The following is a 20,614-nucleotide window of genomic DNA, read 5'->3' as shown; positions in this document are numbered from 1 at the left end:
GATTGTGCCGCCAGTGGCGCGGCGGCACCAGAACTCACGTGTCTTCAGCGGCGTGCGAAGCGCCGGCCGACCCACAACCGGCCGCCGAAGACATTGAGCAGCAGCCCCGCCATGACCACGGCGGCGCCGGCCCACTGTGCCAGCGACAGGTCTTCGCCCAGCAGCCCGTGCGCGGCAACGAGCCCGACCACCGGCACCAGCAGCGTGAGTGGCGCCACCTGGCTGGCCGGGTAGCGGGTCAGCAGCCGGCCCCACATGGTGTAGCCGAAGATGGTCGCGGCGAAGGCCAGATACAGTACCGCGAACACTGCTGCGCCGGAGACATGGGCAAGGCTTGCCGCGATGCGCGCCGGTCCTTCGAACCACAGCGACAGCAGCGCGAACGGCACGATCGGGATCAGCGCCGCCCACACCACCAGGCCCAGCAGATCGACCGGACCGATCTTCTTGCTGACGATATTGCCGCTCGCCCAGCAGGCCGCGCCGCACAGCGTCAGCAGGAATCCGGCGACGCTCATGCCCCCAGTGACCGTACCCGTTGCAGCGCCCGAACCGATCAGCACCAGTCCGCAGGCGGCTACCAGCATGCCGGCCAGGTTATGCCAGCGCACCGGCTCGCCCAGCCACAGCGCGGCGATCCCCACCGTGAAGAAGACCTGCGACTGCAGCACCAGCGACGCCAGCCCGGCGGGCATGCCGACTGCCATCGCATAGAACAGGAACGCGAACTGCCCGAGGCTGATGGTCGTGCCATAGGCCAGCAGCATGCGCAGCGGCACGCGCGGGCGCGGCACGAAGAAGATGGCCGGGAAGACCACCAGGCAGAAGCGCAGCGCGCCCAGCAGCATCGGCGGAACCCCCGCCAGGCCGACCTTGATGACAACGAAGTTGATGCCCCAGACGCAGACGATGGCTAGGGCAAGGAGGCGGTCTTTAGGTTGCATTGGGGGCCGGGGCAGCGTGTTCTGGAAACCCCCAAGCGTATCAGTGAGTGGGATGGGAGCGTTGCATGTCCTTGCGGTTTTCGGGCTTGCCCGGCTACTCGATCTGCCTTCGCTCCCGTCACGGGTATGCAAGCCATCGTGAAGACGGCTACCAGCGGTGCTGGTACATCGCGGTCAGCGTAATGCCGGCTGCCGGAAGATGGCTGGTGTTGTTGCTGTTGCGCAGGAGCTGGCTATAGAGCGGGTAGTAGTAGCGGTTCAGCAGGTTCTGGATGCCGACCGTGACGGTGTCCCTTTTCGTGACCTGGTAGCTGCTGACCAGGTCGAGCGTGGTGTAGCTGCCCACGTCGCGCCGGCCGAAGCTTTCGGCGCCGCTCAGGCGGTAGTCGTGCCCGGCGAAGAAGGTGGCCTGCAGGCGGTTGTTCCATTGCGGCACTGGACGAAACTGCAGGTAGCCGGTCAGCTTGAGCGGCGGGATGCGGTAGCCGGTCATCTGCTGGCTGTCGCGGCCTTGCGGCGTTTCGCGGCCCTGCATCCAGGTGAAGGTGCCGCCGGCCCCCCAACGTTCGTCGGTCGACAGGTAGTCCGCCGAGGCTTCGACGCCGAAGATCTTTTCGGCAGTGCGCGTCAGGATCAGGCCGTTGTTGAAGCTCTGCACATCGCCGAGGTCCGAGGTGGTGTAGAAGACCGCCAGCGAGCCGAGCGTATTGCCGAACGCGCCGCGCCAGCCCAGTTCGTAGTTGTTGGTCTTGACGGGCTGCAGGTCGGACGAGCCGATATTGAAGCCGGTGCGCGCGTTGCGCACCTGCAGGCCGATGTCGGGCAGGTTGAAGCCCTGGCTGAAGGCGGCATAGAACTCGTGGTCCTTCACGGGCTTGTAGGCCACGCCGATATTGCCCAGCACGGCGCTGTAGTCGACCGAGCCGCCGCTGACGGCGACCGGATTGGCCGCACGCGACTGCGACAGCGGCACGAAGTCGCTGAAGCTCGCCCGCGCGTACTGGTAGCGCAGGCCACCCTCGGTGGACCACTGCTCGTTGAACTTGTGCTGCAGCTGCGCGAACCCGCCAAGGCTGCGCGTGGTGATCGGCGGCATGTAGGTCAGCGTGCCGGTCTTGTTGAAGACCCGGCCGCCACTGGCGTCGTAGGCGCGGGGATCGAAGATATCGATGGGCATGTCGCTGGTTTCCTGCTCGAAGTCCATGCCCCAGATCACGCGGGTGCGCTTGTCCGCGCCCAGCGGGGTCTTGATCGTCAGGCGGCTGCCGAACACTTCGGAATTCTGCATCGCCTGGTCGACATTGCTGCCGCGCGTGGCCACGGCGCGCGCGTCGAACGGCGTGAAGCGGCTGTAGTAGTCGCGGTAGTAGAACTGCGCCGCCACCAGGCTGCCCAGCAGGTCCCGGTGCTCGTATTCCAGGTTGACCAGCGTATTGCGGATCTGGTTCTGGTCGGCCAGCTGCAGCCCGTCGAGCGCGCGCGCCTGCACGCTGCCCGGCGGCAATTTGGCGACGCTCGGGTCGGAGGCGTAGCGCGTGTCCTGGCTGGCATCGAAATGGCTGACGGCCAGCTGGACGCGCTGGTCGGGGGCAAAGCGCAGGCCGAGCTTGCCGCCGACGTTGTAGTTGTTCGAATCGAACAGGTCGCCCTGGCTGGGTTCCGGCGCAATGCGCTGCCCCTTGGCGTCATACGAATTGCCGATATGGCGCGCGCCGAGGTCGAACGCGTAGTCCAGCATGCCGCTGCTGCCCGAGAAGTGCTGCTGCACGTTGGCGCTGAGGCCATCCGCACGCAGGCGGGTGAGCGGCGTGGACATCGAGACCGTGGTGTCGGCCTTGGATTCGCCGCCGGCCGGCCGGGTGGTGATCGAAACGATGCCGCCCGTGGCGCCGCCGCCATAGATCGCGCTGCTGCCGCGCAGCACCTCGACGCGTTCCACCAGCGCCGGGTCGATATTGGCCAGGTTGCGCGCCGAGTCGCGATTGGTGTTCAGCGGGATCCCATCCAGCAGCACCAGCATGCCGCGCCCCCGCAGCGTCTGGCCGAAGTCGGTCACCGTGTGGCTGGAGTCGGCCATGCCCGGGATGACCTTGGCCAGCACCGTGGCGAGGCTGTCCGAGCCCGTCTTCAGCTCGTCGAGTTCGGCGCGCTCCAGCACCGTCGATTGCCGCGTGGGACGCACCAGGTCGCTCGATGTCCGCGACGCAGTGACTTCCACGGGCGCCAGCATCGCGGTGGCCTGGGCAGGCGTGTCTGGCCCCGCAACGGGTGCGGCAGCGGGCGTCAGCGGGGCTGGCTGCAGGACAAAGCCTTGGCTGCCGCTGCGCTGGTACTGGATGCCGCTGCCCTTGAGCAGCGATTCCAGCACGGCTTCGGGCCGCATATTGCCGTGCACGGCTGGTGCGCGTTTGCCGGCCACCAGCGCGGGAGGGAAGTAGAGCTGCAGCGAGGTCTGGCGGCCCAGTTGCAGCAAGGCGTCGGCCAGCGGCTGGGCATCGATGTGGACGGGCATGTCGGCGCCGCGCGCCGTCTGGGCGGCGGCGGGTGCCGCGGCAATGCTCATCAGGACGGCGGCCGCCAGCGCAGCCATGGACCCGCGCCGTCCGCCATGCCCGGCGGCTGCGCCGGCCCCGTTACCCGTGTTTTGAAAATATCGTGTCACGTCAGGTTTTCTTGGATCGCTTCAGAACACGACAGCCGCAAGATCGCTGGCTATCGGGGTGAAGACGAAATCCGGAAGGAAAACCTGACTGCCTAGTGCGAAAAAATTTCGCTGCTGCCGTCCGGCAGGGTGCGGACTCCCACCGGCAGCAACTGGGGCAGCGCCGCCAGCAGGCCCGCCGTGTCGTCAGCGCTGAAGACGCTGCTGACGCGCAGGCGGCCGGTTTCGGCATCCGCCACGCGCACCGGTTGCTGCCGATAGCGGGAGACTTCCGTTGCCACGGCGGAGAGCGGTGCGTCGTTGAAGACGAGCTTGCCTTCGCGCCAGGCCAGCACGCCGGGCAGGTCGACCGAAGCCGCGGCGGTGACCGTGCCGTCGGTGGCGATGCGTGCGCCGAGGCCGGCCGACAAGCGCGTATCGGCTTCCTGCCTGGCGCCGCCCCGGACTTTCACCGACCCGGATTCGACGCTGACATCGACGCCCGACGTTTCCCGGCGCATGTCGAAGCGGGTACCGGTCACGGTGACCGTGCCGACGCCGGCATCGACCACGAATGGCCGGGCGGCGTCGTGCGCCACTTCGAACATGGCTTCGCCCTCGCCCAGGACCACGCCGCGCTGGCCGGCGCCGTAGCGAACCGTTACCCGCGTGCGGGTATTGAGTTCGATGCGCGTGCCATCTTCGAGCGTCAGGGTCCTGCGCTCGCCCGGGGCGGTCTGGTATTCGCCGTTGGTGGCGATCCGCGTGCCAGCGGCGTGATCCGCTGGACCATGCTGCCAACCTGTCCAGCCCATCCAGCCGATACCGAGCGCGATCGCCACGGACAGGCAGGCCATGGCCGGGCGCCAGCGATGCGATCCTTGCCAGGCCGGCGGTGCCATGCCAGTGCCCGCGTTGTCATCCGGCATATCCCCGGCCAGCTTGCGCAGCGCGGCGGGATCGACGGTCCCCGCGACCTGCCAGACACGTTCAAGCGCCGCGTACTCGGCGCGATGCTCGGCGCTGGCCGCCAGCCAGGCGGTGAAAGCCGCTTGCTGTGCCGCGCTAAGCGTCGGAGCCCGGTTGCGCGAAAACCAGCTCGCCGCGGCGTCGCGAACATCATTGGGATGGCTCATCGGATTCCCGGCCAGGGCGCAAGCCGGCCGCATGGGGAGGAGCAGACGCTGCCAGGCAGATGTGGGGCAGGCATCGAGAAGATCGTTCTAGTGAGGTGAGAGTTGGGCCAGTCGGTCGCGCAGGTGCCGCATGGCGCGGATCATGTGCTTCTCGACCATGTTCTTCGAGATTTGCAGGCGTTCGGCGATCTCCTGCTGGGAGCAACCCTCCAGCCGCTGCCAGATAAAGACCTGCCGGCATTTCAGGGGCAGTTCGGCCAGCGCGCCTTCCAGTCCCGCAGCCAGCTGCACGGCGTGCATGTCCGCCTCGGGACTCCCGGAGGGTGCGTGAAACCCGTCGATGCTGTCAAGCGCCAGGTGTTCGTGCCCGTCCCGCTTCCGGAATGCATCGACGGCAAGGTTGCGCGCGGTCTGGTGCAGATAGGCGCGCGGATGCTCCGGTGCCACCCTCGCTTCCAGCATGCGCAGCACGGCTTCCTGGGACAGATCCTCGGCCTCATGCCGGTTGCTGAGCTTGCGCGTCCAGGTACTGACCAGCTCCTGGTAGTGCACGTACAGGCCGAGGGCACGCAGGCGCGTCGAGGCCATGGGTGGATTGCCTGTGAGAGGTAAATCAACAAATGCAAATGCGATGCATTATCATTTGCATTTGATGCAGGTGTCAACCCGGGCGCGGCCAAGCACCACCCTACCCCAACATATCCGCCCAGATACCCTTTGCCCATGCCAAGGCAAAATCCCCCTCCGGCACATTCGGCGCCGCCGACAGTCCGCCAGAACCAGGCACCGTCACCATCGTCTTCTGCGCAGCATCGTATCGATGCACGCTGGCCACATGCACCGCTTCGCGGTCCGACGTGAAGCTGTAGCAGGTGTTGTTATAGAGCGGCTCGGCGTCAGGCGTACCGCCGGAGAGCAGCGCGACGATGGCGGCGGCGGCGACCTTGCCGTGCTGGTTGGCCATGTGCCCGGACTTGGGCATCAGCGGCGCGATCTGGATGGCGTCGCCGAGCACGTGGATATTCGGCACCGCCAGCGATTCGAAGGTCAGGAAATCCACCTCGCACCAGCGGCCATTGGCCGTGGCCAGCCCGGCCGATACGGCGATCGCGCCAGCCCGCTGCGGCGGCAGCACGTTGAGCACGTCGGCCCGTTCGTCATCCTGCACGTCGAACTTGAGCGTGCGCGTGGCGGCGTCGACATCGACGGCGTTGTACTGCGGCCGGTACTCGACCATGCCCTGGTACTGCGTGCCCCAGACCTGACGGAACAGCGCCGCCTTCGAGGTGATGTCCGGATTGGCATCGAGGATGAGCACCTTGCTGCGCGGCTTGTGCCGGCTGAAATAGTGCGCCACCTGGCAGGCCCGCTCGTAGGGGCCCGGCGGGCAGCGGTAAGGCGCCAGCGGGATGCTGATGGCGAAGGTGCCGCCGTCCGGCATGGCTTCGAGCTGGCGGCGCAGCGCCAGCGTCTGCGGGCCCGCTTTCCAGGCATGCAGGATCTGGTCGCCGCCCGGCTGCTGCAATCCGGGCAATGCGTCGCTGAGCATGTCGACGCCGGGCGACAGCACCAGGCGGTCATAGGGCAGCGTGGCGCCGCCGGCCAGGCGCACCGTGCGACGCCTGGCATCGATGGCCACGGCGCTGTCGCGCACGAGCTTCACGCCATGACGGCGCACCAGCGCATCGTAGGACACGGTGATGTCCTCCATGCGCCGGCTGCCGCCGATCACAAGATTGGACAGCGGACACGAGACGAAGGCCGCATTGGGCTCCACCAGCGTGACGTCGATCGTGTGGCCGCTCCACTCGCGCAGGTAGCGCGCCGCGGTGGCGCCGCCATAGCCGCCGCCGACCACTACCACCTTCGCCGGCGCAGCCGCGTGCGCGCGCAGCGTACCCAGTGCAGCGGCGCCGGCCGCTGCCTTCAGGAAGTTGCGTCGTTGCATGGCGCCTCCTTACCTGACGGCGGCGAACCAGCCCGCAATCGCGGTGATCTGGTCGTCGCTGTAGCCCCTGGCAATCTGGTGCATGACGGTCGCCGGTCGCTTGCCGGCCTTGAAGGCCTGCATCTGGGAGACGAGTTCGGACTGCGGGCGGCCGGCCAGCGCGGGAATGGGGCTGCCGGCGGGCGGGCGGCCCTGCGGGCCATGGCAGTTGGTGCAGGCCGCGGCATGGTTGCGGGCGCGCAGCGCCGATGCATCCGTGTCGGCCGCGGAGGCGGTGCCGCACGCGATCGGCAAGGCCAGCGCGGCCAGCGCCGCGGGCAAGGGGATCCTGGTCATGGTCTCGCTCCGGGGTCCGCCCGGCGGGCGGCGCGTGGCTACCGTATCACATTGCGCGCGGGCGGGCGGAACGAAATCCGCATGATGTCAGGCAGGCGTTGCGGCCTGACGGCGAGGCAGGGTCCTGCTCAGGGCAGGCTACGGCCCGGCGGCAGCGCCACCGGGGAAGCCACGGGCGACGTCACCGGCGTTGCAACAGCGCCATTGGCGGCAGAGGAGTCGGCCGGCGCATTGACGGGGCCACCCACGCCCGGCACCGATTGCACGGGCGCCGGCGTACCGACGGTGCCATCCAGCTGCGGGTTCTGCGAGGTGGAGGCCTGGTCCAGGCGCGCGCGCTCGGCTTCGTTCACGTAGTCGAATGCCTTGACGACCTTGGTGACACCGCTGGTGTTGCGGGCCACTTCGGTGGCGCGGTCGCCTTCGGGCGTGGTGACGATGCCCAGCAGGTAGACCACGCCCTTGTCGGTGGTGACCTTGATGGAGTTGGACGGCACGCCCTCGGCGGTCATCAGCTGGGTCTTGACCTTGCTGGTCAGGTAGGTGTCCTCGCTCGTCGTCATGAACGACGGCGACGACGCGATCTCGAGCTCGTTGATCACCACGCGCGCATTGGGGAGGCCGCGCACGTACTGGTCGACCTGCTGCTTCACGCTGTCGTTGGCGGCTTCGCCGGTCAGCAGCACCTTGCGGTTGAATACGGTGACGCTGACGCGCGCCTGGCCGTTGTAGCGCGAGCTGAGCGTGCTGTCGGCCTCCATCTGCAGGCCGCGGTCGACGGTTTGCGTGGCGGTCGGGCGGCGGTCGGTGGCAACCGCCACGCCGCTGGCCACGGCGCCGGCCATAACCGGCAGGCAGCCGGCGAGCTGGGTGGTGCCGGCGGCGAGCACGGCTGCGGTGAGCGCGATGCGGGTCAGCCGGGAGGCTTGGAAAGGCAGTTTCTTCATGCTGTCCTTGCTGTAGCTTGGGGTAAGTGGATCAGGCTTCGCCGAGCAATGCCTCGTCGATGCCATCGCACAGGCAATGCAGGGTGAGCAGGTGTACTTCCTGGACGCGCGCCGTTCGCTCGCTCGGCACGCACAGGTGGATGTCGAACTCGTCAAGCATGGCGCCGATCTGGCCGCCGCCCTTGCCGGTCAACGCGATCACGCTCATGTCGCGCTGGCGCGCGGCTTCGATCGCGGCGATCACATTGGCGGAATTGCCCGATGTGGACAGCGCCAGCAGGATGTCGCCGGGCTGGCCCAGCGCCTCGACCTGCTTGGAGAACACCATGCTGAAGTCATAGTCGTTGCCGATGGCGGTCAGGATCGAGCTGTCCGTGGTCAGCGCGATCGCCGCCAGGCCGGGCCGCTCGCGTTCGAAGCGGCCGACCAGTTCGGCGGCGAAATGCTGGGCGTCGGCGGCCGAACCGCCATTGCCGCAGGCCAGGATCTTGTTGCCGCTGGTCAGCGCGCCGACCATGCGTTCGATGGCGGCGTCGATGTGCGGCGCCATCACGTCCGCGGCCTCGCGCTTGGTGTCGGCGCTGTCCAGGAATTGCTGCTGAATGCTTTCGATGCTCATCGCTCGATGGGGGCCTTGTTGTTGCTGTCGCGGCACGTGCCGCGCAATATCGCGCATTATGAACCAGGGCGGCCGCCAGCCGCGCTCAGTAAAGGTCGCCCGCGGCATCCAGGTCGAAGGCGTGCGGCAGCCATTCGAGCCGGCCCGGCGCCAGGGCCACCACGTCGAACCGGCAGGGCGGCTGCTGCGCCAGCGTGCCAAGGTAGTGCAGCGCCGCCAGCACCAGGCGCCGCTGCTTGGCCGGCGTCACGCTGGCCGCCGCGCCGCCAAACGCGGCCGCGCTGCGCTGGCGCACCTCGACAAACACCAGCGTGTCGTCCGGCGCGCGCATCACCAGGTCGATCTCCCCGCCTTTGCAGCGATAATTGCGCACCACGGGCTGCAAGCCGTGCCGCTGCAGGTGGGCAAGCGCGCGGTCTTCGGCCAGCGCACCACGCGCCTGCGTCGTGCTTTTGAATGCTCGAATCAACGGAAGTTCTCATGAGTGACTGGATCTCGCTGGCGGCCGGCCAGTCGTACCCGGCCGGCACGCTGTATGTCGTGGCGACCCCTATCGGCAATGTGGCGGACCTGTCGCTGCGCGCGCTGCATGTGCTCGGCCTGGCCGATGCCATTGCCTGCGAAGACACGCGCAATACCGGGCAGCTGCTGTCGCGCGTCGGCCTGCAGCGCCCGCTGGTGGCCGTGCACGAACACAACGAGCGCGAGGCCGCCGGCCGCATCGTGCAGCGCCTGGCCGCCGGCGAGCGCATTGCCTATGTGTCGGACGCCGGCACGCCGGGAATTTCCGATCCCGGCGCGCGGCTGGTCGAGGCGGCGCGCGCCGCCGGCCTGCCCGTAGTGCCGCTGCCCGGCCCCAGTGCCGCCGTGGCGGCGCTGTCGGTCGCCGGCGAAATGCTCGATACCGGCGCGGGCCGTTTCACCTTTGTCGGCTTCCTGCCGAGCAAGGCCAAGGCGCGCGCCGAGGCGATCGCCACGCTCGCTGCGCTTGACCACGCCTGGGTCCTGTACGAAGCGCCGCACCGCATTGCCGAAACGCTGGCCGCGCTCGCCGCCGGCCTGCCGGGCACGCGCCGGCTGCTGATCGGGCGCGAGCTGACCAAGCTGTTCGAGGAAACCCCGGTGATGACCGTCGGCGAGGCGCCCGCATGGCTGGCGGCCGAGGCCACGCGCGCCAAGGGCGAATTCGTTCTGGTCGTGGAAGGCGCGGCGGGGACCGCGGACGATGGCGCGCCCGACGCCGAAGCGCAGCGCGTCCTGTCGTTGCTGCTGGCGGAGCTGCCCGCGAAGCGCGCGGCCAAGCTGGCCGCCGCGATCACCGGCGCGGATACCGATGCGCTCTACAAGCTGGCCCTGGCGCAGCGCGGCGGGGACTGAGGAAAAGCGGGGAAAGGGAAGAAAGCAGAGACAGGCGGAAGGGAGGACCGGCGCGCGCGGCGGCATGCTCGGCCCGCGCCGCTCAGTGGCGCTTGCGCTTGGCCGTCGACCGGCCCTTCGCGGACGCCTTGTGCGATTTGCTGGGCGCGAGCGAGTTGGCCAGTTCGGGCACCGCGACATCGTCATCGCCGGCGCCGTCGCCGGCTTCATTGCCGCCGGCGTCGAACTGCGGGCCCAGCGCGGCCACTTCGGTGCGCGACAGGCGGCGGATTTCCACCTGCGTGGCGCCGTGGTCGACAAAGCCCAGGCGGCGCGCGGCGCCGTAGGACACGTCCAGCACGCGGTTGCCGTGGTAAGGGCCGCGGTCGTTGATGCGCAGCACGGCCACCTTGTTGTTGCGCAGGTTGCGCACCAGCACCCAGCTATCGAGCGGCAGCGATGGATGGGCCGCGGTCATCGCGCGCATGTCGAAGCGTTCGCCATTGGCGGTCTTGCGGCCATGGAAGCCCTTGCCATACCAGGAAGCCATGCCGCGCTGCTCGAACGAGCCCATGTCGGCGCGCAGGCCGTCCAGCGACCGGCCGCTCAGGCTGCTGTCTTCCTGCTCGACACCGAACAGGTTCCAGCTGCCGGTACCCGGCTTGTCGGCCTGGGCCGTTTTCGGGGTGCGGGCAGCCTTGGTCGGCACGGCGCCGGAAGTGCCGGCGCTCGAAGAATCGCCGCCTTCGGGCGGCGTTGCACAGGCGGCCAGCACTACGGCGCATGCCGTGCATGTGCCCAGTTTTGCCAGCCGCTGCCAGCCGGAGGAGATCGGCAGAATCCAATTCATCGCGGGAGTCTAACATCGTACCGCTGCAGCTATACCATTGATTTTGTTACGAATTATGTGCGATCTCGCACGAACGGCCCTTCAATTCCCCGGAATCCACCGCCTGGCAAGGGATTGCGGGCGATGGCGAGGTGCATGAGGCGGGTAACTCAATCAGCACATTCATGGCGATGAACGAGGCTCGATGTCGGCCGGCGCTACAATGCCGGCACAACCCACCGCATGCGACCGAGCCCCGACGCGGCCTACGAAAAGACACTCATGAAAGTCCTGCTGATCCCCGTCACGCCCTTCCAGCAAAACTGTTCGCTGCTGATCGACGAGCACACCGGCAAGGCGGCCGTATGTGATCCCGGCGGCGACCTGGATCGCATCCTGGAGGCGGTGAAGGAACAGGGCGTGACGCTGGAAAAGATCTTCCTGACCCATGGCCACGTGGACCACTGCGCCGGTGCTGCGGCACTGTCGCGCCAGCTCGGCATCCCGATCGAAGGCCCCCAGGAGGATGAACGCTTCTGGATCGAACAGTTGCCGGAACAGACCCGCCGCTTCGGCTTTGGCCAGGCCGAGGTGTTCGAGCCCGATCGCTGGCTGCAGGACGGCGATACCGTCCAGTTCGGCGGCGAAACGCTGGAGGTCTACCACTGCCCCGGCCACACACCCGGCCACGTGGTGTTCTTTTCGCGCGGGAACCGGCTCGCGGTGGTGGGCGACGTGCTGTTCGCGGGCTCGATCGGCCGCACCGATTTTCCGCGCGGCAACCATGCCGACCTGGTCCGCTCGATCCGCACGCGGCTGTGGCCGCTGGGCGAGGACGTGACCTTCATCCCCGGCCACGGCCCGGTATCGACGTTCGGCGAAGAGCGCCGCAACAACCCGTACGTCGCCGATCACCTCATCGACGCGGCCTGACCGGCAGGCCAGTCCGCAAGCGCAAGCGCCATGGCCAAACGACAAGCCTCCGATACCCGCCCGGAAATCTACGTCAGCACCGACATCGAGGCCGATGGGCCGATTCCCGGCCCCCACTCGATGCTGTCGTTCGCCTCGGCCGCCATGCTGGCCGACAAGACCGTGGTGGGCACGTTCTCGGCGAACCTTGAAACCCTGCCGGGCGCGGTGGGCCATCCGGTCCAGATGCAATGGTGGGAGACCCAGCCCGAAGCCTGGACCGCCTGCCGGCGCGACCTTCAGCGGCCCGAGGAGGCCCTGGTGCGCTACGTCGAATGGGTCGAGAGACTGCCCGGCAAGCCGGTCTTCGTGGCCTTCCCGGCCGGCTTCGATTTCACGTGGATGTTCTGGTACATGATGCGCTTCGCGGGCCGTTCGCCTTTCGGCTGGGCCGCGCTCGACGTCAAGACGCTGGGCTTCGCGCTGACCGGGCTGCCGTACCGCAAGACCATCAAGCCTGCCTTCCCGGACGCCTGGAAGGACCCGCTGCCCCATACCCACGTAGCGCTGGACGACGCGCTGGAGCAAGGCGCCTTGTTCTGCAATATGCTCGCTGAAGTCCGTGCGCGAGAAGCCAGATTGGCCTCTGGCGCGGCTTCTGAAGCAAGCGATCCCTCACCTCCGCCGCTCGCCCCATAGGTCACGGGCCCCTGTGCATGTGCGCGGACTGGCATCTGCGCCCAGCCCGCCTATAGTAAAGATGCAGGTGGCGACACCGGGTGAAACCAGACGACTAGCGATGCGCGGACCCAGCGCAATCAACGCCATCTGCCAGCCTGATCCTGTCACCCGGCCTGCGCGGCTCCCGTCGAGGAGGAGTTGATCATGCGTATTCCAACCGACCTGCACTTCAGGGAACTGGCCGGCCGGATCCATTGGCCGCATCCGGCGCGCCATGACACGCAGATCCAGCACCACCACAGCCTGGACGAGGACGCCGAAGTCGCCAGGGCCACGCTGTACGTGAGCACGGTCGTGCTGGTCGTGCTGCTCGTGGTGATGGCGGCCATCTCTTTCGGTCAGGAAGCCGCGCACTGGCTGGGTGTTTATTAGACGACCCGCCTGAAGCGATTCCGCTTGACTGACCGGGCCGGCCTTCACGTTCGTGAAGGCCGGTTTTATTTGCGGGCTACGAACCTCTCAAAGCCTCAGGCCAGCAACGACACCACGTTCTCCGGGGGCCTGCCGATCACGGCCCGGCGATTCCGTACCACCACGGGCCGCTGCAGCAGGACAGGATTGTCAGCCACCGCGGCCAGCAACTCCGCCTCGGTCAGGCCCGGGTCCGCCAGGTCCAGTTCCGCATAAGGCGCCTCGTTGTCACGCATCATCTCGCGCGCGGACACGCCCAGCATGGTCTGGAGCTGGCGCAGCGTCGTCAGGGAGGGTGGCGCCTTCAGGTACTCCACGATCTCCAGCGGTTCGCCCAGGCGTTCGGCGGCGGCTTCCACCATGACCAGCGTTTCGCGCGATTTTGAGCAGCGGGGGTTGTGATAGATCGTGATCATGGCAGCTGTCCTTCTTATCGAATAATGACGCACTATATACGTGCACCAGCGTAGTGCAAGTGCGCGTGTGTGCTCCGGCATGCAATGTGCTGGTCCCATGCACATCTACCCTTCCGCGGAGCGCGGTGTGCGCCCTTCCATCATGACGCATCCACCCATGCCGGCCACTAGAGGCCCGCTACGCCCGCCCTTCACGCTGCGTGACGCCAGTCCGGCCGACGTCCCGGCTATCCAGGCCATCTACGCCCATCATGTGCTCCATGGCCGGGCTTCGTTCGAGGAAACGCCGCCGAACGCCGACGACATGGAGCTGCGCATGGCCGAAGTCCTGCGCAAGGGCCTGCCCTACCTGGTCGCGGAACGCGATGGCGAGGTGCTCGGCTACGCCTACGCGTCTTCGTACCGTGCGCGCACCGCCTACCGCTTTGCCATCGAGGATTCGATCTACATCGATCATCGATGTGTGGGGGAAGGCCTGGGACGGACGCTGCTGGAAGCGCTGATCGCGCGCTGCGAGACCGGGCCCTGGCGGCAGATGGTGGCCGTCGTCGCCTGCACGGCCAACGGGGAAGGTGCGGGATCGCTCGCTGTGCATGAACGGCTGGGCTTCCGAACGGTCGGCCGGCTGGAAGCGGTCGGCTTCAAGCATGGGCAGTGGATCGATACGGTGCTGATGCAGCGCGAGCTTGGGAACGGGCGCGGTAGTTTGCCAGACGCAGCCCGTTAGCATGGTGGGATACCAGTTTGGTGCATGGCGATCCTCAATCGGCGCGTACCCATTGCTGCAATGGCGTCGATTCCATCGACTGAATGAATAATGTTGGCAATAAATTGGATAACATTATTCATGAGGAGACGATATCGGTTTGCGTCACGCGACACAAATGAAAACAGCCCGCATCGCTGCGGGCTGTCGCCATGAGTGATGCGGCTTTGACTTACTTCATCAGGTCCGACAGCGCCAGTGCCACCACCTTGGTCGCGCGGTTCAGGTCGTTCAGGCGCAGGTTCTCGTCCGAGTTGTGGCCGCGCGCTTCCATCAGCGTGCGCGGGCCGGCGCCGTACAGCACGGTCGGGATGCCGCGCTTGGTGTAGTGGCGCGCGTCGGTGTAGAGCGGCACGCCCTGCACCGGGATCTCCACGCCGAACACGGACTCGGCACGGCCCTTGAGCGCGCCGATCAGCTTTTCCACGCCCGGCAGTTCCGACAGCGGCTCGGCCAGGATGATGCGCTCGACCTTCACCTCGATGCCCGGACGATCCTTGGCGGCCTTTTCCACCACGGCGCGCAGCTCACCCTCGGCGTCGAAGCCGATTTCCTCGGGGATCATGCGACGGTCGACGCGGAAGGTCACCAGGTCCGGCACCACGTTGGTATTGATGCCGCCCTTGATCAGGCCGACGTTCAGCGTGGCGGTGTCGATGCCCGGCACCTTCGACTTGCGCGTGGCCAGCTCGGCGCGCAGGCCGTAGATGGCTTGCAGGATATGCGTGGCGGCTTCGATCGCGTCCACGCCGGTGTGCGGCATGGCGGCGTGGCCCTGCTTGCCCTTGACCGTCACTTCGACGTGCAGGCAGCCGTTGTGCGACGACGTGATGCCATACGAGAAGCCGGCCGAGATGGCGTAGTCGGCCTTGCTCAGGTTGTTGTCGAGCAGGAACTTGGGACCGATGTCGCCGCCGGTTTCCTCGTCATAGGTGAACTGCAGCTCGACCGCGCCGTTGATCTTGGCGCCCTGCTTTTCGGCTTCCATCAGCGCCAGCACGGCGTAGGTGTAGGTGGCGAAGTCCGACTTGGACACGGCCACGCCGCGGCCGTACATGACCGGGCCGTGCTCGCTGTCGGCGATCTCGCCGCCGTACGGGTCCTTGGTCCAGCCCAGGCCCGGAGGCACCACGTCGCCGTGGGCGTTCATGGCGATGACCGGGCCGCCCGTGCCGAACTGCTTGCGCACGATCAGGTTGGTGGCGCTGATCATGCCGGCGGCCTTGACCTGTTCGTCAGGCACCTTGTGCGCTTCCACGGTGAAGCCCAGGCCTTCGAGCAGTTCCTTGGCGCGCTTGCCATGGGCGTCGCAGTCGCCGGCCGGGTTGTCGGAGGGCACCTTGACCAGCTCGGCCAGGAAGGCTTCCTGCTGCGGGCGGTGCTGGTCGATGAACGTCGTCAGCGTGGTTTCGGTCGGGTTCATATTGTCTCGTGCAGTCATGTCTTGTTCTCAGGGATTGTGCTGTAGCTTCAGGAAGCGTTCCAGGCGGGCGCGGCTTATTGCTGCCGCCGGAATTGCTCGACGAAATCGCTGAACACGCGCGCGGACAGCTGGGCGTCCTCGGCGGTCATGATTTCGGTGGGGTGGTGGCTGATGCCGCCGTTGCCGCAGCGCACAAACAGCATGGCGACGTCGGCAATCGCGGCAATGGCCATGGCGTCATGGCCGGCGCCGGAGGGAAGATGGCGCACCGGCACGCCCTGGCGGGCGATGGCGGCGGCCCATTGCTCCTGCAGCCACGGGGCGCAGGGAACACTCTTGGCTTCGTGCGTCTTGCGTACCTGCGCACGCACGTTGCGGCGCGCGCACACGCGCTCGATCTCGGCCAGCACGTCATTGACGGCGGCCTCGCGCTCGGCGTCCTCGCCGCAGCGAATGTCGATGGAGAACACCGCGCGGCCCGGCACCACGTTGGTCGCGCCATTGGGCACGTTGAACTGGCCGACGGTGCCGACCAGGCCCGGCTTGCCGCCGCAGCGCTTTTCGATGTACAGGCCGATCTCGGCACCGGCCATGGCCGCGTCGCGGCGCATGTCCATCGGCACGGTGCCGGCGTGGCCGGCCAGGCCTTCGAGTTCGACGAGAAAGCGGCTGGCGCCCGAGATCGCGGTCACCACGCCGACCGGCAGGCCTTCATTCAGCAGGACGGGTCCCTGCTCGATATGGACTTCGATGAAGGCCAGCACCTTTTTCGGGTCATGCGCGGCAGCGGGCAGGCCGGCCGCATCGAAGCCGGCTGCGGCCATGACTTCACGCATGGTCTTGCCGCTGTCGTCGACGTTGTCCAGCACGTTGTTGTCGAAGGTGCCGGCAATCGCGCGGCTGCCCAGCAGCGTGGCCTTGAAGCGCACGCCCTCTTCCTCCGCGAACCCGACCACTTCGATGGCAAACGGGAAGCGCTTGCCCTGGCGGTTCCATTCGGCCACGCAGGCGACCGGCAGGATCACGCCGAGGTTGCCGTCATAGCGGCCGCCGTCGCGCACGCTGTCGAAGTGCGAACCGGTCAGCAGCGCCGGGGCGCCCGGCTCGGTACCTTCATAGCGGCCGATCACGTTGCCGGCGGCATCGCGGCGCACCGTCATGCCGGCGGCCGTCATCCACTCGGTCAGCTGCGCGGCGGCACCGTGGTGGGCCTCGGTCAGGTAGGTGCGGGTGAGCATGCCGGGCTGCTCGGTGTGGACGGCCAGGGCGTCGTGCCAGGCCATGATGCGCGTGCCGATGTCTGCGGCCGGCGACAGGTTTGTTGCCATGCGTTGTCTCCTGCTGGAAGGACTCGAAGCGGCGGCACGCGGGCTGGCGGGGGGCGCCAGTCGGGGCGGAAAGCCCCAGGGCCGAAGCTCTATTCTGTGCGATTCATGGTAGCACAGTGAATTCAAAAATTGCATACAAAAATGATATGCACTATATTCGGTCCAACGTTCAGACAATCCGCTGCGGACAATCCGGTCCGAACAATGGATTGCGTGGATTCCGCCCCAACAGGGGGGCATTCCGCGGGGTGATGCTTCCGAGACTCGACGGTGCGTCCTGAACGGCAGGCCGGCAGCCCAGGCAGTGAATCAGTACGGGCAGCCAGGCATTCCTGGAATCAGATAACGGGCGGCCAGCGAACGGCGCAGGCGACGACCCGGTACGGAGACACAACCATGCAGCACGCAGTCCAGTCGCGCCCCGCCCCTGGTGGCCGCCTCCACACCCGCTTTACCCGCTCATTGTTCGGCCAGGTGCTGATCGCCCTGGTGATCGGCACGGTGCTCGGCATGCTGTTCCCCGAATTCGCCGCCAAGCTAAAGCCGCTGGGCGACGCCTTCATCAAGCTGGTCAAGATGCTGATCGGCCCCATCGTGTTCTGCGTGGTCGTGGCCGGCATCTGCGGCGCGGGCGAACTCAAGAAGGTCGGCCGCGTGGGCATCAAGGCGGTGCTCTATTTCGAGATCGTCACCACCATTGCGCTGGGGCTCGGCATCCTGCTGGCCTATGTGTTCCATCCGGGCACCGGCATGAACGTGGATCCGCGTTCGCTCGACGCTTCCGCCATCGCCGGCTACATCGAGAACGCCACCAAGGTGAAGAGCGAGGGCACGGCCGACTTCCTGCTCAAGCTGATCCCGAACACGATCATGGGCGCCTTCTCCAGCGGCGACGTGCTGCAGGTGCTGCTGGTCTCGGTGCTGTTCGGCTGCGCGCTGTCGCTGGTCGGTGAAAAGGCCAGGCCGCTGGTCAGCCTGATCGACACCTTCTCGCACACGCTGTTCAAGATGATGGGCTTCATCATCAAGCTCGCGCCGCTGGGCGTGCTGGGCGCGGTGGCGTTCACGGTGGGCAAGTACGGCATCGGCTCGCTCAAGCAGCTTGGCTTCCTGGTGGTGCTGTTCTACGGCGCGGTGACCCTCTTCGTGCTGGTGGTGCTGGGCACGATCATGCGTCTGTGCGGCTTCTCGGTGATCAAGCTGATCCGCTACCTGCGCGCCGAACTGCTGGTGGTGCTCGGCACCGCTTCGTCCGACAGCGTGCTGCCGCAGGTGATGAAGAAGCTCGAATTCATGGGCATCAAGAAGTCCGTGGTCGGCCTGGTGATCCCGACCGGCTACTCGTTCAACCTCGACGCCTTCTCGATCTACCTGACGCTGGCCGCCGTGTTTATCGCGCAGGCCACCAATACGCCGCTGGCCATGGGCGACCTGCTCGGCATCCTGGCGGTGGCGCTGATTACCTCGAAGGGCGCGCATGGCATCCCGGGCTCGGCCATCGTGATCCTGGCAGCGACGCTGTCCGCGCATCCGGCCATCCCTGCCATCGGCCTGGTGCTGGTGCTTTCCGTCGACTGGTTTATCGGCATTGCCCGGGCCCTGGGCAACCTGATCGGCAACTGCGTGGCGACCGTGGTGGTGGCGGCCTGGGAGAAGGATATCGACCGCGGCCGTGCGCATGACGTGCTCAACGGCGTGGTGCCGGCCACCGAGCTGGACGAGGGCCTGCCGATGGCCGATGCGGCCGAAGTGGTGGCGCCTGTGCCGTCGCCCGCGGCGGGACGCTAGAATCTCGGCATTTCCTCAACGCGCAACCCCCGCGCCCAAGAGAAGCCATGCCCGAGCATATCGATCCCGACATGACCGCCGAAGCGATCGCCGACGACATCGTCGCCGCGATCGTCTCGCACCGGCTGCCCCCGGGCACCAAGCTGCGGGAGGAAGCCCTGGCCAGCGTCTACCGCGTGAGCCGCACCAAGGTGCGCGCGGCGCTGCTGATGCTGTCCAAGGACAAGGTCATCCAGATCGTGCCGGACAAGGGCGCCTTCGTCGCCAAGCCGAGCGCCGAAGAGGCGCGCGAGGTCTTTGCGGTGCGCCGCATCCTGGAAGCCGCGCTCGCGCGCGAGTTCGTCGCCAAGGCGCGGCCGGCGGACTACAAGCGCATCGACAAGCACCTGGCGTCCGAGCGCAAGTCGATTGAAGGCATCGACGCCCAGACCCGCACCCGCCTGCTTGGCGATTTCCACATCGTGCTGGCGGAAGTGGTCGGCAACAGCGTGCTGACCGAGATGATGCGCGAGCTGTCCGCGCGCAGCGCGGTCATCACCATGCTCTACCAGTCGCGGCGCGACGCGGCCTGCTCGTCCGACGAGCACCGCGAATTCATCGAAGCGGCCCGCGCGGGCGACGTGGAGCGCGCCGTGGCGTTGATGGTCGACCACCTGAGCCATGTCGAAGCCGCCCTGCATTTCGAGGAAAGCGCGCCCGCGGCGCGCGGCAAGGACCTGGTTGCGGCGCTGCTCGCCTGAGTGGTTGACCCCGGTCAAAGCGCTTCCGGGTGCGACGATGCAATATTGACCCCGCTCGTGAAGACGCGGGGGCGCACTTCACGGGCACTGCGCCTACCTGATACATCTCTGATTCATCCGGCAGGCCCGCCCGCACACCGCAACGGTGTGCGGGCTTTTTCTTTTTGGAAGCCTGTCTTTGCTGGTTGCCGCGCCGCCGCGTGGCGCCACATAATTTCCGGTGCTGCGGCGCGGTATTGCGCAGGGCGTGCATGAATCGAATCCGTCTTCGGGTTAGCATGTCGCAGGCCGAGCCAGCCAAAACTACAGACAGGAGACACCCATGCACGTTTGCGCCTACGCCGATTCCTGCCGCAATACTTGCAGCAACGCCTGGCCGACCCAGCGCGCATCGCGCTGAAACTGGCCGCTTTTCTCCTGCTTCCCCTGCTTCCCCTGCTCCCTTTACGTGAACCGCCGGCATGCCGTCCGCACGCCGGCGCCTTGCTTCGCTCACCCATTCAACAGAGGGAATCCCCATGTCCAGTGCATTTCGTCCTGACGCGCTCGCCGGCAAGACCGTGTTCGTGGCCGGCGGCTCGTCCGGCATCAACCTTGGCATCGCACAGAGCTTTGCCCGCGCCGGCGCAAAGCTCGCGCTGATCAGCCGCGACCCGGAGCGCGTTGCAGCCGCCGCGGCTACGATCACCGAGGCCGGCGGCACTGCCATCGGCATGGCCGCCGACGTGCGCGACTACGCCGCCGTGGAAGCCGCGCTGAAACAGGCACGCGACACGCTCGGCCCCATCGACATCGTCATCTCGGGCGCGGCCGGCAACTTCCTGGCGCCGGTCGTTGGCATGTCGGCCAACGGCTTCAAGACCGTCGTGGATATCGACCTGATCGGCACGTTCAATGTGTTCCGCGCGTCGTTCGACTACCTGAACAAGCCGGGTGCCTCGCTGATCGCCATCACCGCGCCGCAGGGTGTGAACGCGATGATGTTCCAGGCCCACGCGTGCGCGGCCAAGGCCGGCATCAACATGCTGGTGAAATGCCTGGCGATGGAATGGGGTCCGGCCGGCGTGCGCGTGAACGGCATCTCTCCCGGCCCGATCGCCGATACGGAAGGCATGGCCCGCCTGGCGCCCACGCCCGAGATGGAGGCGCGCTACAAGGGCCGCCTGCCGCTGCGCGACTACGGCAGCAAGCAGGACATTGCCGATGCCGCGCTGTACCTGAGCTGCGACAACGCGCGCTACGTCACCGGCACCATCCTCGACTGCGATGGCGGCAGCAAGCTCGGCGACGCCTCGGCCGATGCCCTCAAGACCAACTGACCCAACACGATCAC

The 20,614-nt window shown here is 67.1% G+C and carries 21 protein-coding genes; 8 read left to right on the top strand and 13 right to left on the bottom strand.

The features are described 5' to 3' along the window. Nucleotides 1–44 precede the first annotated feature (44 nt). From AC3FKH_RS25885 to AC3FKH_RS25845, 9 genes are all read right to left on the bottom strand, one after another. Nucleotides 45–944 (bottom strand): EamA family transporter, encoded by a 900-nt coding sequence (locus tag AC3FKH_RS25885; protein WP_488678578.1) that lies wholly within the window; start codon nucleotides 942–944, stop codon nucleotides 45–47. 148 nt (nucleotides 945–1,092) lie between these two features. Further along, nucleotides 1,093–3,534, bottom strand: coding sequence for a TonB-dependent receptor (locus AC3FKH_RS25880; protein WP_488678577.1), 2,442 nt, complete (start codon nucleotides 3,532–3,534; stop codon nucleotides 1,093–1,095). 164 nt (nucleotides 3,535–3,698) lie between these two features. Next, nucleotides 3,699–4,721 carry a FecR family protein gene (locus tag AC3FKH_RS25875; protein ID WP_488678576.1) on the bottom strand — a complete coding sequence of 341 codons (1,023 nt, stop codon included), beginning with the start codon at nucleotides 4,719–4,721 and terminating at the stop codon, nucleotides 3,699–3,701. 87 nt (nucleotides 4,722–4,808) lie between these two features. Further along, nucleotides 4,809–5,309, bottom strand: a complete 501-nt coding sequence (locus AC3FKH_RS25870; RefSeq protein WP_488678575.1) for a sigma-70 family RNA polymerase sigma factor — start codon at nucleotides 5,307–5,309, stop codon at nucleotides 4,809–4,811. Nucleotides 5,310–5,409: 100 nt separating this feature from the next. Beyond that, the gene (locus tag AC3FKH_RS25865) at nucleotides 5,410–6,669 is read right to left on the bottom strand and encodes an FCSD flavin-binding domain-containing protein (protein ID WP_488678574.1); all 1,260 of its coding nucleotides are present in this window, start codon (nucleotides 6,667–6,669) and stop codon (nucleotides 5,410–5,412) included. A gap of 9 nt (nucleotides 6,670–6,678) precedes the next feature. Further along, nucleotides 6,679–7,005 (bottom strand): c-type cytochrome, encoded by a 327-nt coding sequence (locus AC3FKH_RS25860; protein ID WP_488678573.1) that lies wholly within the window; start codon nucleotides 7,003–7,005, stop codon nucleotides 6,679–6,681. 128 nt (nucleotides 7,006–7,133) lie between these two features. Further along, nucleotides 7,134–7,952 carry a BON domain-containing protein gene (locus AC3FKH_RS25855; protein WP_488678572.1) on the bottom strand — a complete coding sequence of 273 codons (819 nt, stop codon included), beginning with the start codon at nucleotides 7,950–7,952 and terminating at the stop codon, nucleotides 7,134–7,136. A 31-nt stretch (nucleotides 7,953–7,983) separates the two neighbouring features. Further along, nucleotides 7,984–8,571: a phosphoheptose isomerase gene (locus AC3FKH_RS25850; RefSeq protein ID WP_488678571.1), complete on the bottom strand. Its 588-nt coding sequence runs from the start codon at nucleotides 8,569–8,571 to the stop codon at nucleotides 7,984–7,986. 85 nt (nucleotides 8,572–8,656) lie between these two features. Next, nucleotides 8,657–9,040, bottom strand: a complete 384-nt coding sequence (locus AC3FKH_RS25845) for a YraN family protein (protein ID WP_483730661.1) — start codon at nucleotides 9,038–9,040, stop codon at nucleotides 8,657–8,659. Between the two features lie 11 nt (nucleotides 9,041–9,051). Here AC3FKH_RS25845 and rsmI point away from each other — a divergent pair, with 11 nt between their 5' ends. Next, nucleotides 9,052–9,948: a 16S rRNA (cytidine(1402)-2'-O)-methyltransferase gene (rsmI, locus tag AC3FKH_RS25840; protein ID WP_488678570.1), complete on the top strand. Its 897-nt coding sequence runs from the start codon at nucleotides 9,052–9,054 to the stop codon at nucleotides 9,946–9,948. Nucleotides 9,949–10,030: 82 nt separating this feature from the next. Here the strand turns inward: rsmI and AC3FKH_RS25835 are convergent, their stop codons facing one another. Then, nucleotides 10,031–10,777 carry a septal ring lytic transglycosylase RlpA family protein gene (locus AC3FKH_RS25835; protein WP_488678569.1) on the bottom strand — a complete coding sequence of 249 codons (747 nt, stop codon included), beginning with the start codon at nucleotides 10,775–10,777 and terminating at the stop codon, nucleotides 10,031–10,033. A 261-nt stretch (nucleotides 10,778–11,038) separates the two neighbouring features. Between AC3FKH_RS25835 and AC3FKH_RS25830 the strand changes: the two genes are divergently transcribed. The 3 genes from AC3FKH_RS25830 to AC3FKH_RS25820 all read left to right on the top strand — a co-directional run bounded on the left by AC3FKH_RS25830 (nucleotide 11,039) and on the right by AC3FKH_RS25820 (nucleotide 12,781). After that, entirely contained in the window at nucleotides 11,039–11,689 is a 651-nt protein-coding gene (locus AC3FKH_RS25830) for an MBL fold metallo-hydrolase (RefSeq protein ID WP_488678568.1), read from the top strand. A 30-nt stretch (nucleotides 11,690–11,719) separates the two neighbouring features. After that, nucleotides 11,720–12,367 carry a 3'-5' exonuclease family protein gene (locus AC3FKH_RS25825; protein WP_488678567.1) on the top strand — a complete coding sequence of 216 codons (648 nt, stop codon included), beginning with the start codon at nucleotides 11,720–11,722 and terminating at the stop codon, nucleotides 12,365–12,367. 186 nt (nucleotides 12,368–12,553) lie between these two features. Further along, nucleotides 12,554–12,781, top strand: a complete 228-nt coding sequence (locus AC3FKH_RS25820; RefSeq protein ID WP_488678566.1) for a hypothetical protein — start codon at nucleotides 12,554–12,556, stop codon at nucleotides 12,779–12,781. 95 nt (nucleotides 12,782–12,876) lie between these two features. On the opposite strand, the gene arsC is transcribed toward AC3FKH_RS25820, so the two are convergent. Further along, nucleotides 12,877–13,236 carry an arsenate reductase (glutaredoxin) gene (arsC, locus tag AC3FKH_RS25815; protein WP_483730667.1) on the bottom strand — a complete coding sequence of 120 codons (360 nt, stop codon included), beginning with the start codon at nucleotides 13,234–13,236 and terminating at the stop codon, nucleotides 12,877–12,879. A 157-nt stretch (nucleotides 13,237–13,393) separates the two neighbouring features. Between arsC and AC3FKH_RS25810 the strand changes: the two genes are divergently transcribed. After that, nucleotides 13,394–13,963, top strand: coding sequence for a GNAT family N-acetyltransferase (locus AC3FKH_RS25810; protein ID WP_488678565.1), 570 nt, complete (start codon nucleotides 13,394–13,396; stop codon nucleotides 13,961–13,963). Nucleotides 13,964–14,174: 211 nt separating this feature from the next. Here the strand turns inward: AC3FKH_RS25810 and AC3FKH_RS25805 are convergent, their stop codons facing one another. After that, on the bottom strand, nucleotides 14,175–15,443 hold the full coding sequence (locus tag AC3FKH_RS25805) for a M20/M25/M40 family metallo-hydrolase (protein WP_488678564.1): 1,269 nt from the start codon (nucleotides 15,441–15,443) through the stop codon (nucleotides 14,175–14,177). Nucleotides 15,444–15,499: 56 nt separating this feature from the next. Further along, nucleotides 15,500–16,753, bottom strand: a complete 1,254-nt coding sequence (locus AC3FKH_RS25800; protein ID WP_488678563.1) for an allantoate amidohydrolase — start codon at nucleotides 16,751–16,753, stop codon at nucleotides 15,500–15,502. 396 nt (nucleotides 16,754–17,149) lie between these two features. On the opposite strand from AC3FKH_RS25800, the gene AC3FKH_RS25795 reads away from it, so the two are divergent. From AC3FKH_RS25795 to AC3FKH_RS25785, 3 genes are all read left to right on the top strand, one after another. Further along, complete coding sequence (locus AC3FKH_RS25795) at nucleotides 17,150–18,541, top strand: C4-dicarboxylate transporter DctA (protein WP_488678562.1); 1,392 nt, start codon at nucleotides 17,150–17,152, stop codon at nucleotides 18,539–18,541. 47 nt (nucleotides 18,542–18,588) lie between these two features. Next, nucleotides 18,589–19,281 (top strand): GntR family transcriptional regulator, encoded by a 693-nt coding sequence (locus AC3FKH_RS25790; protein ID WP_483730671.1) that lies wholly within the window; start codon nucleotides 18,589–18,591, stop codon nucleotides 19,279–19,281. Nucleotides 19,282–19,799: 518 nt separating this feature from the next. Continuing rightward, entirely contained in the window at nucleotides 19,800–20,600 is an 801-nt protein-coding gene (locus tag AC3FKH_RS25785) for an SDR family oxidoreductase (RefSeq protein WP_488678561.1), read from the top strand. Nucleotides 20,601–20,614 lie beyond the last annotated feature (14 nt).

The organism is Cupriavidus sp. 21MJTG02-4, from assembly GCF_057798975.1.
This window is presented reverse-complemented; position numbering and strand designations above follow the sequence as displayed.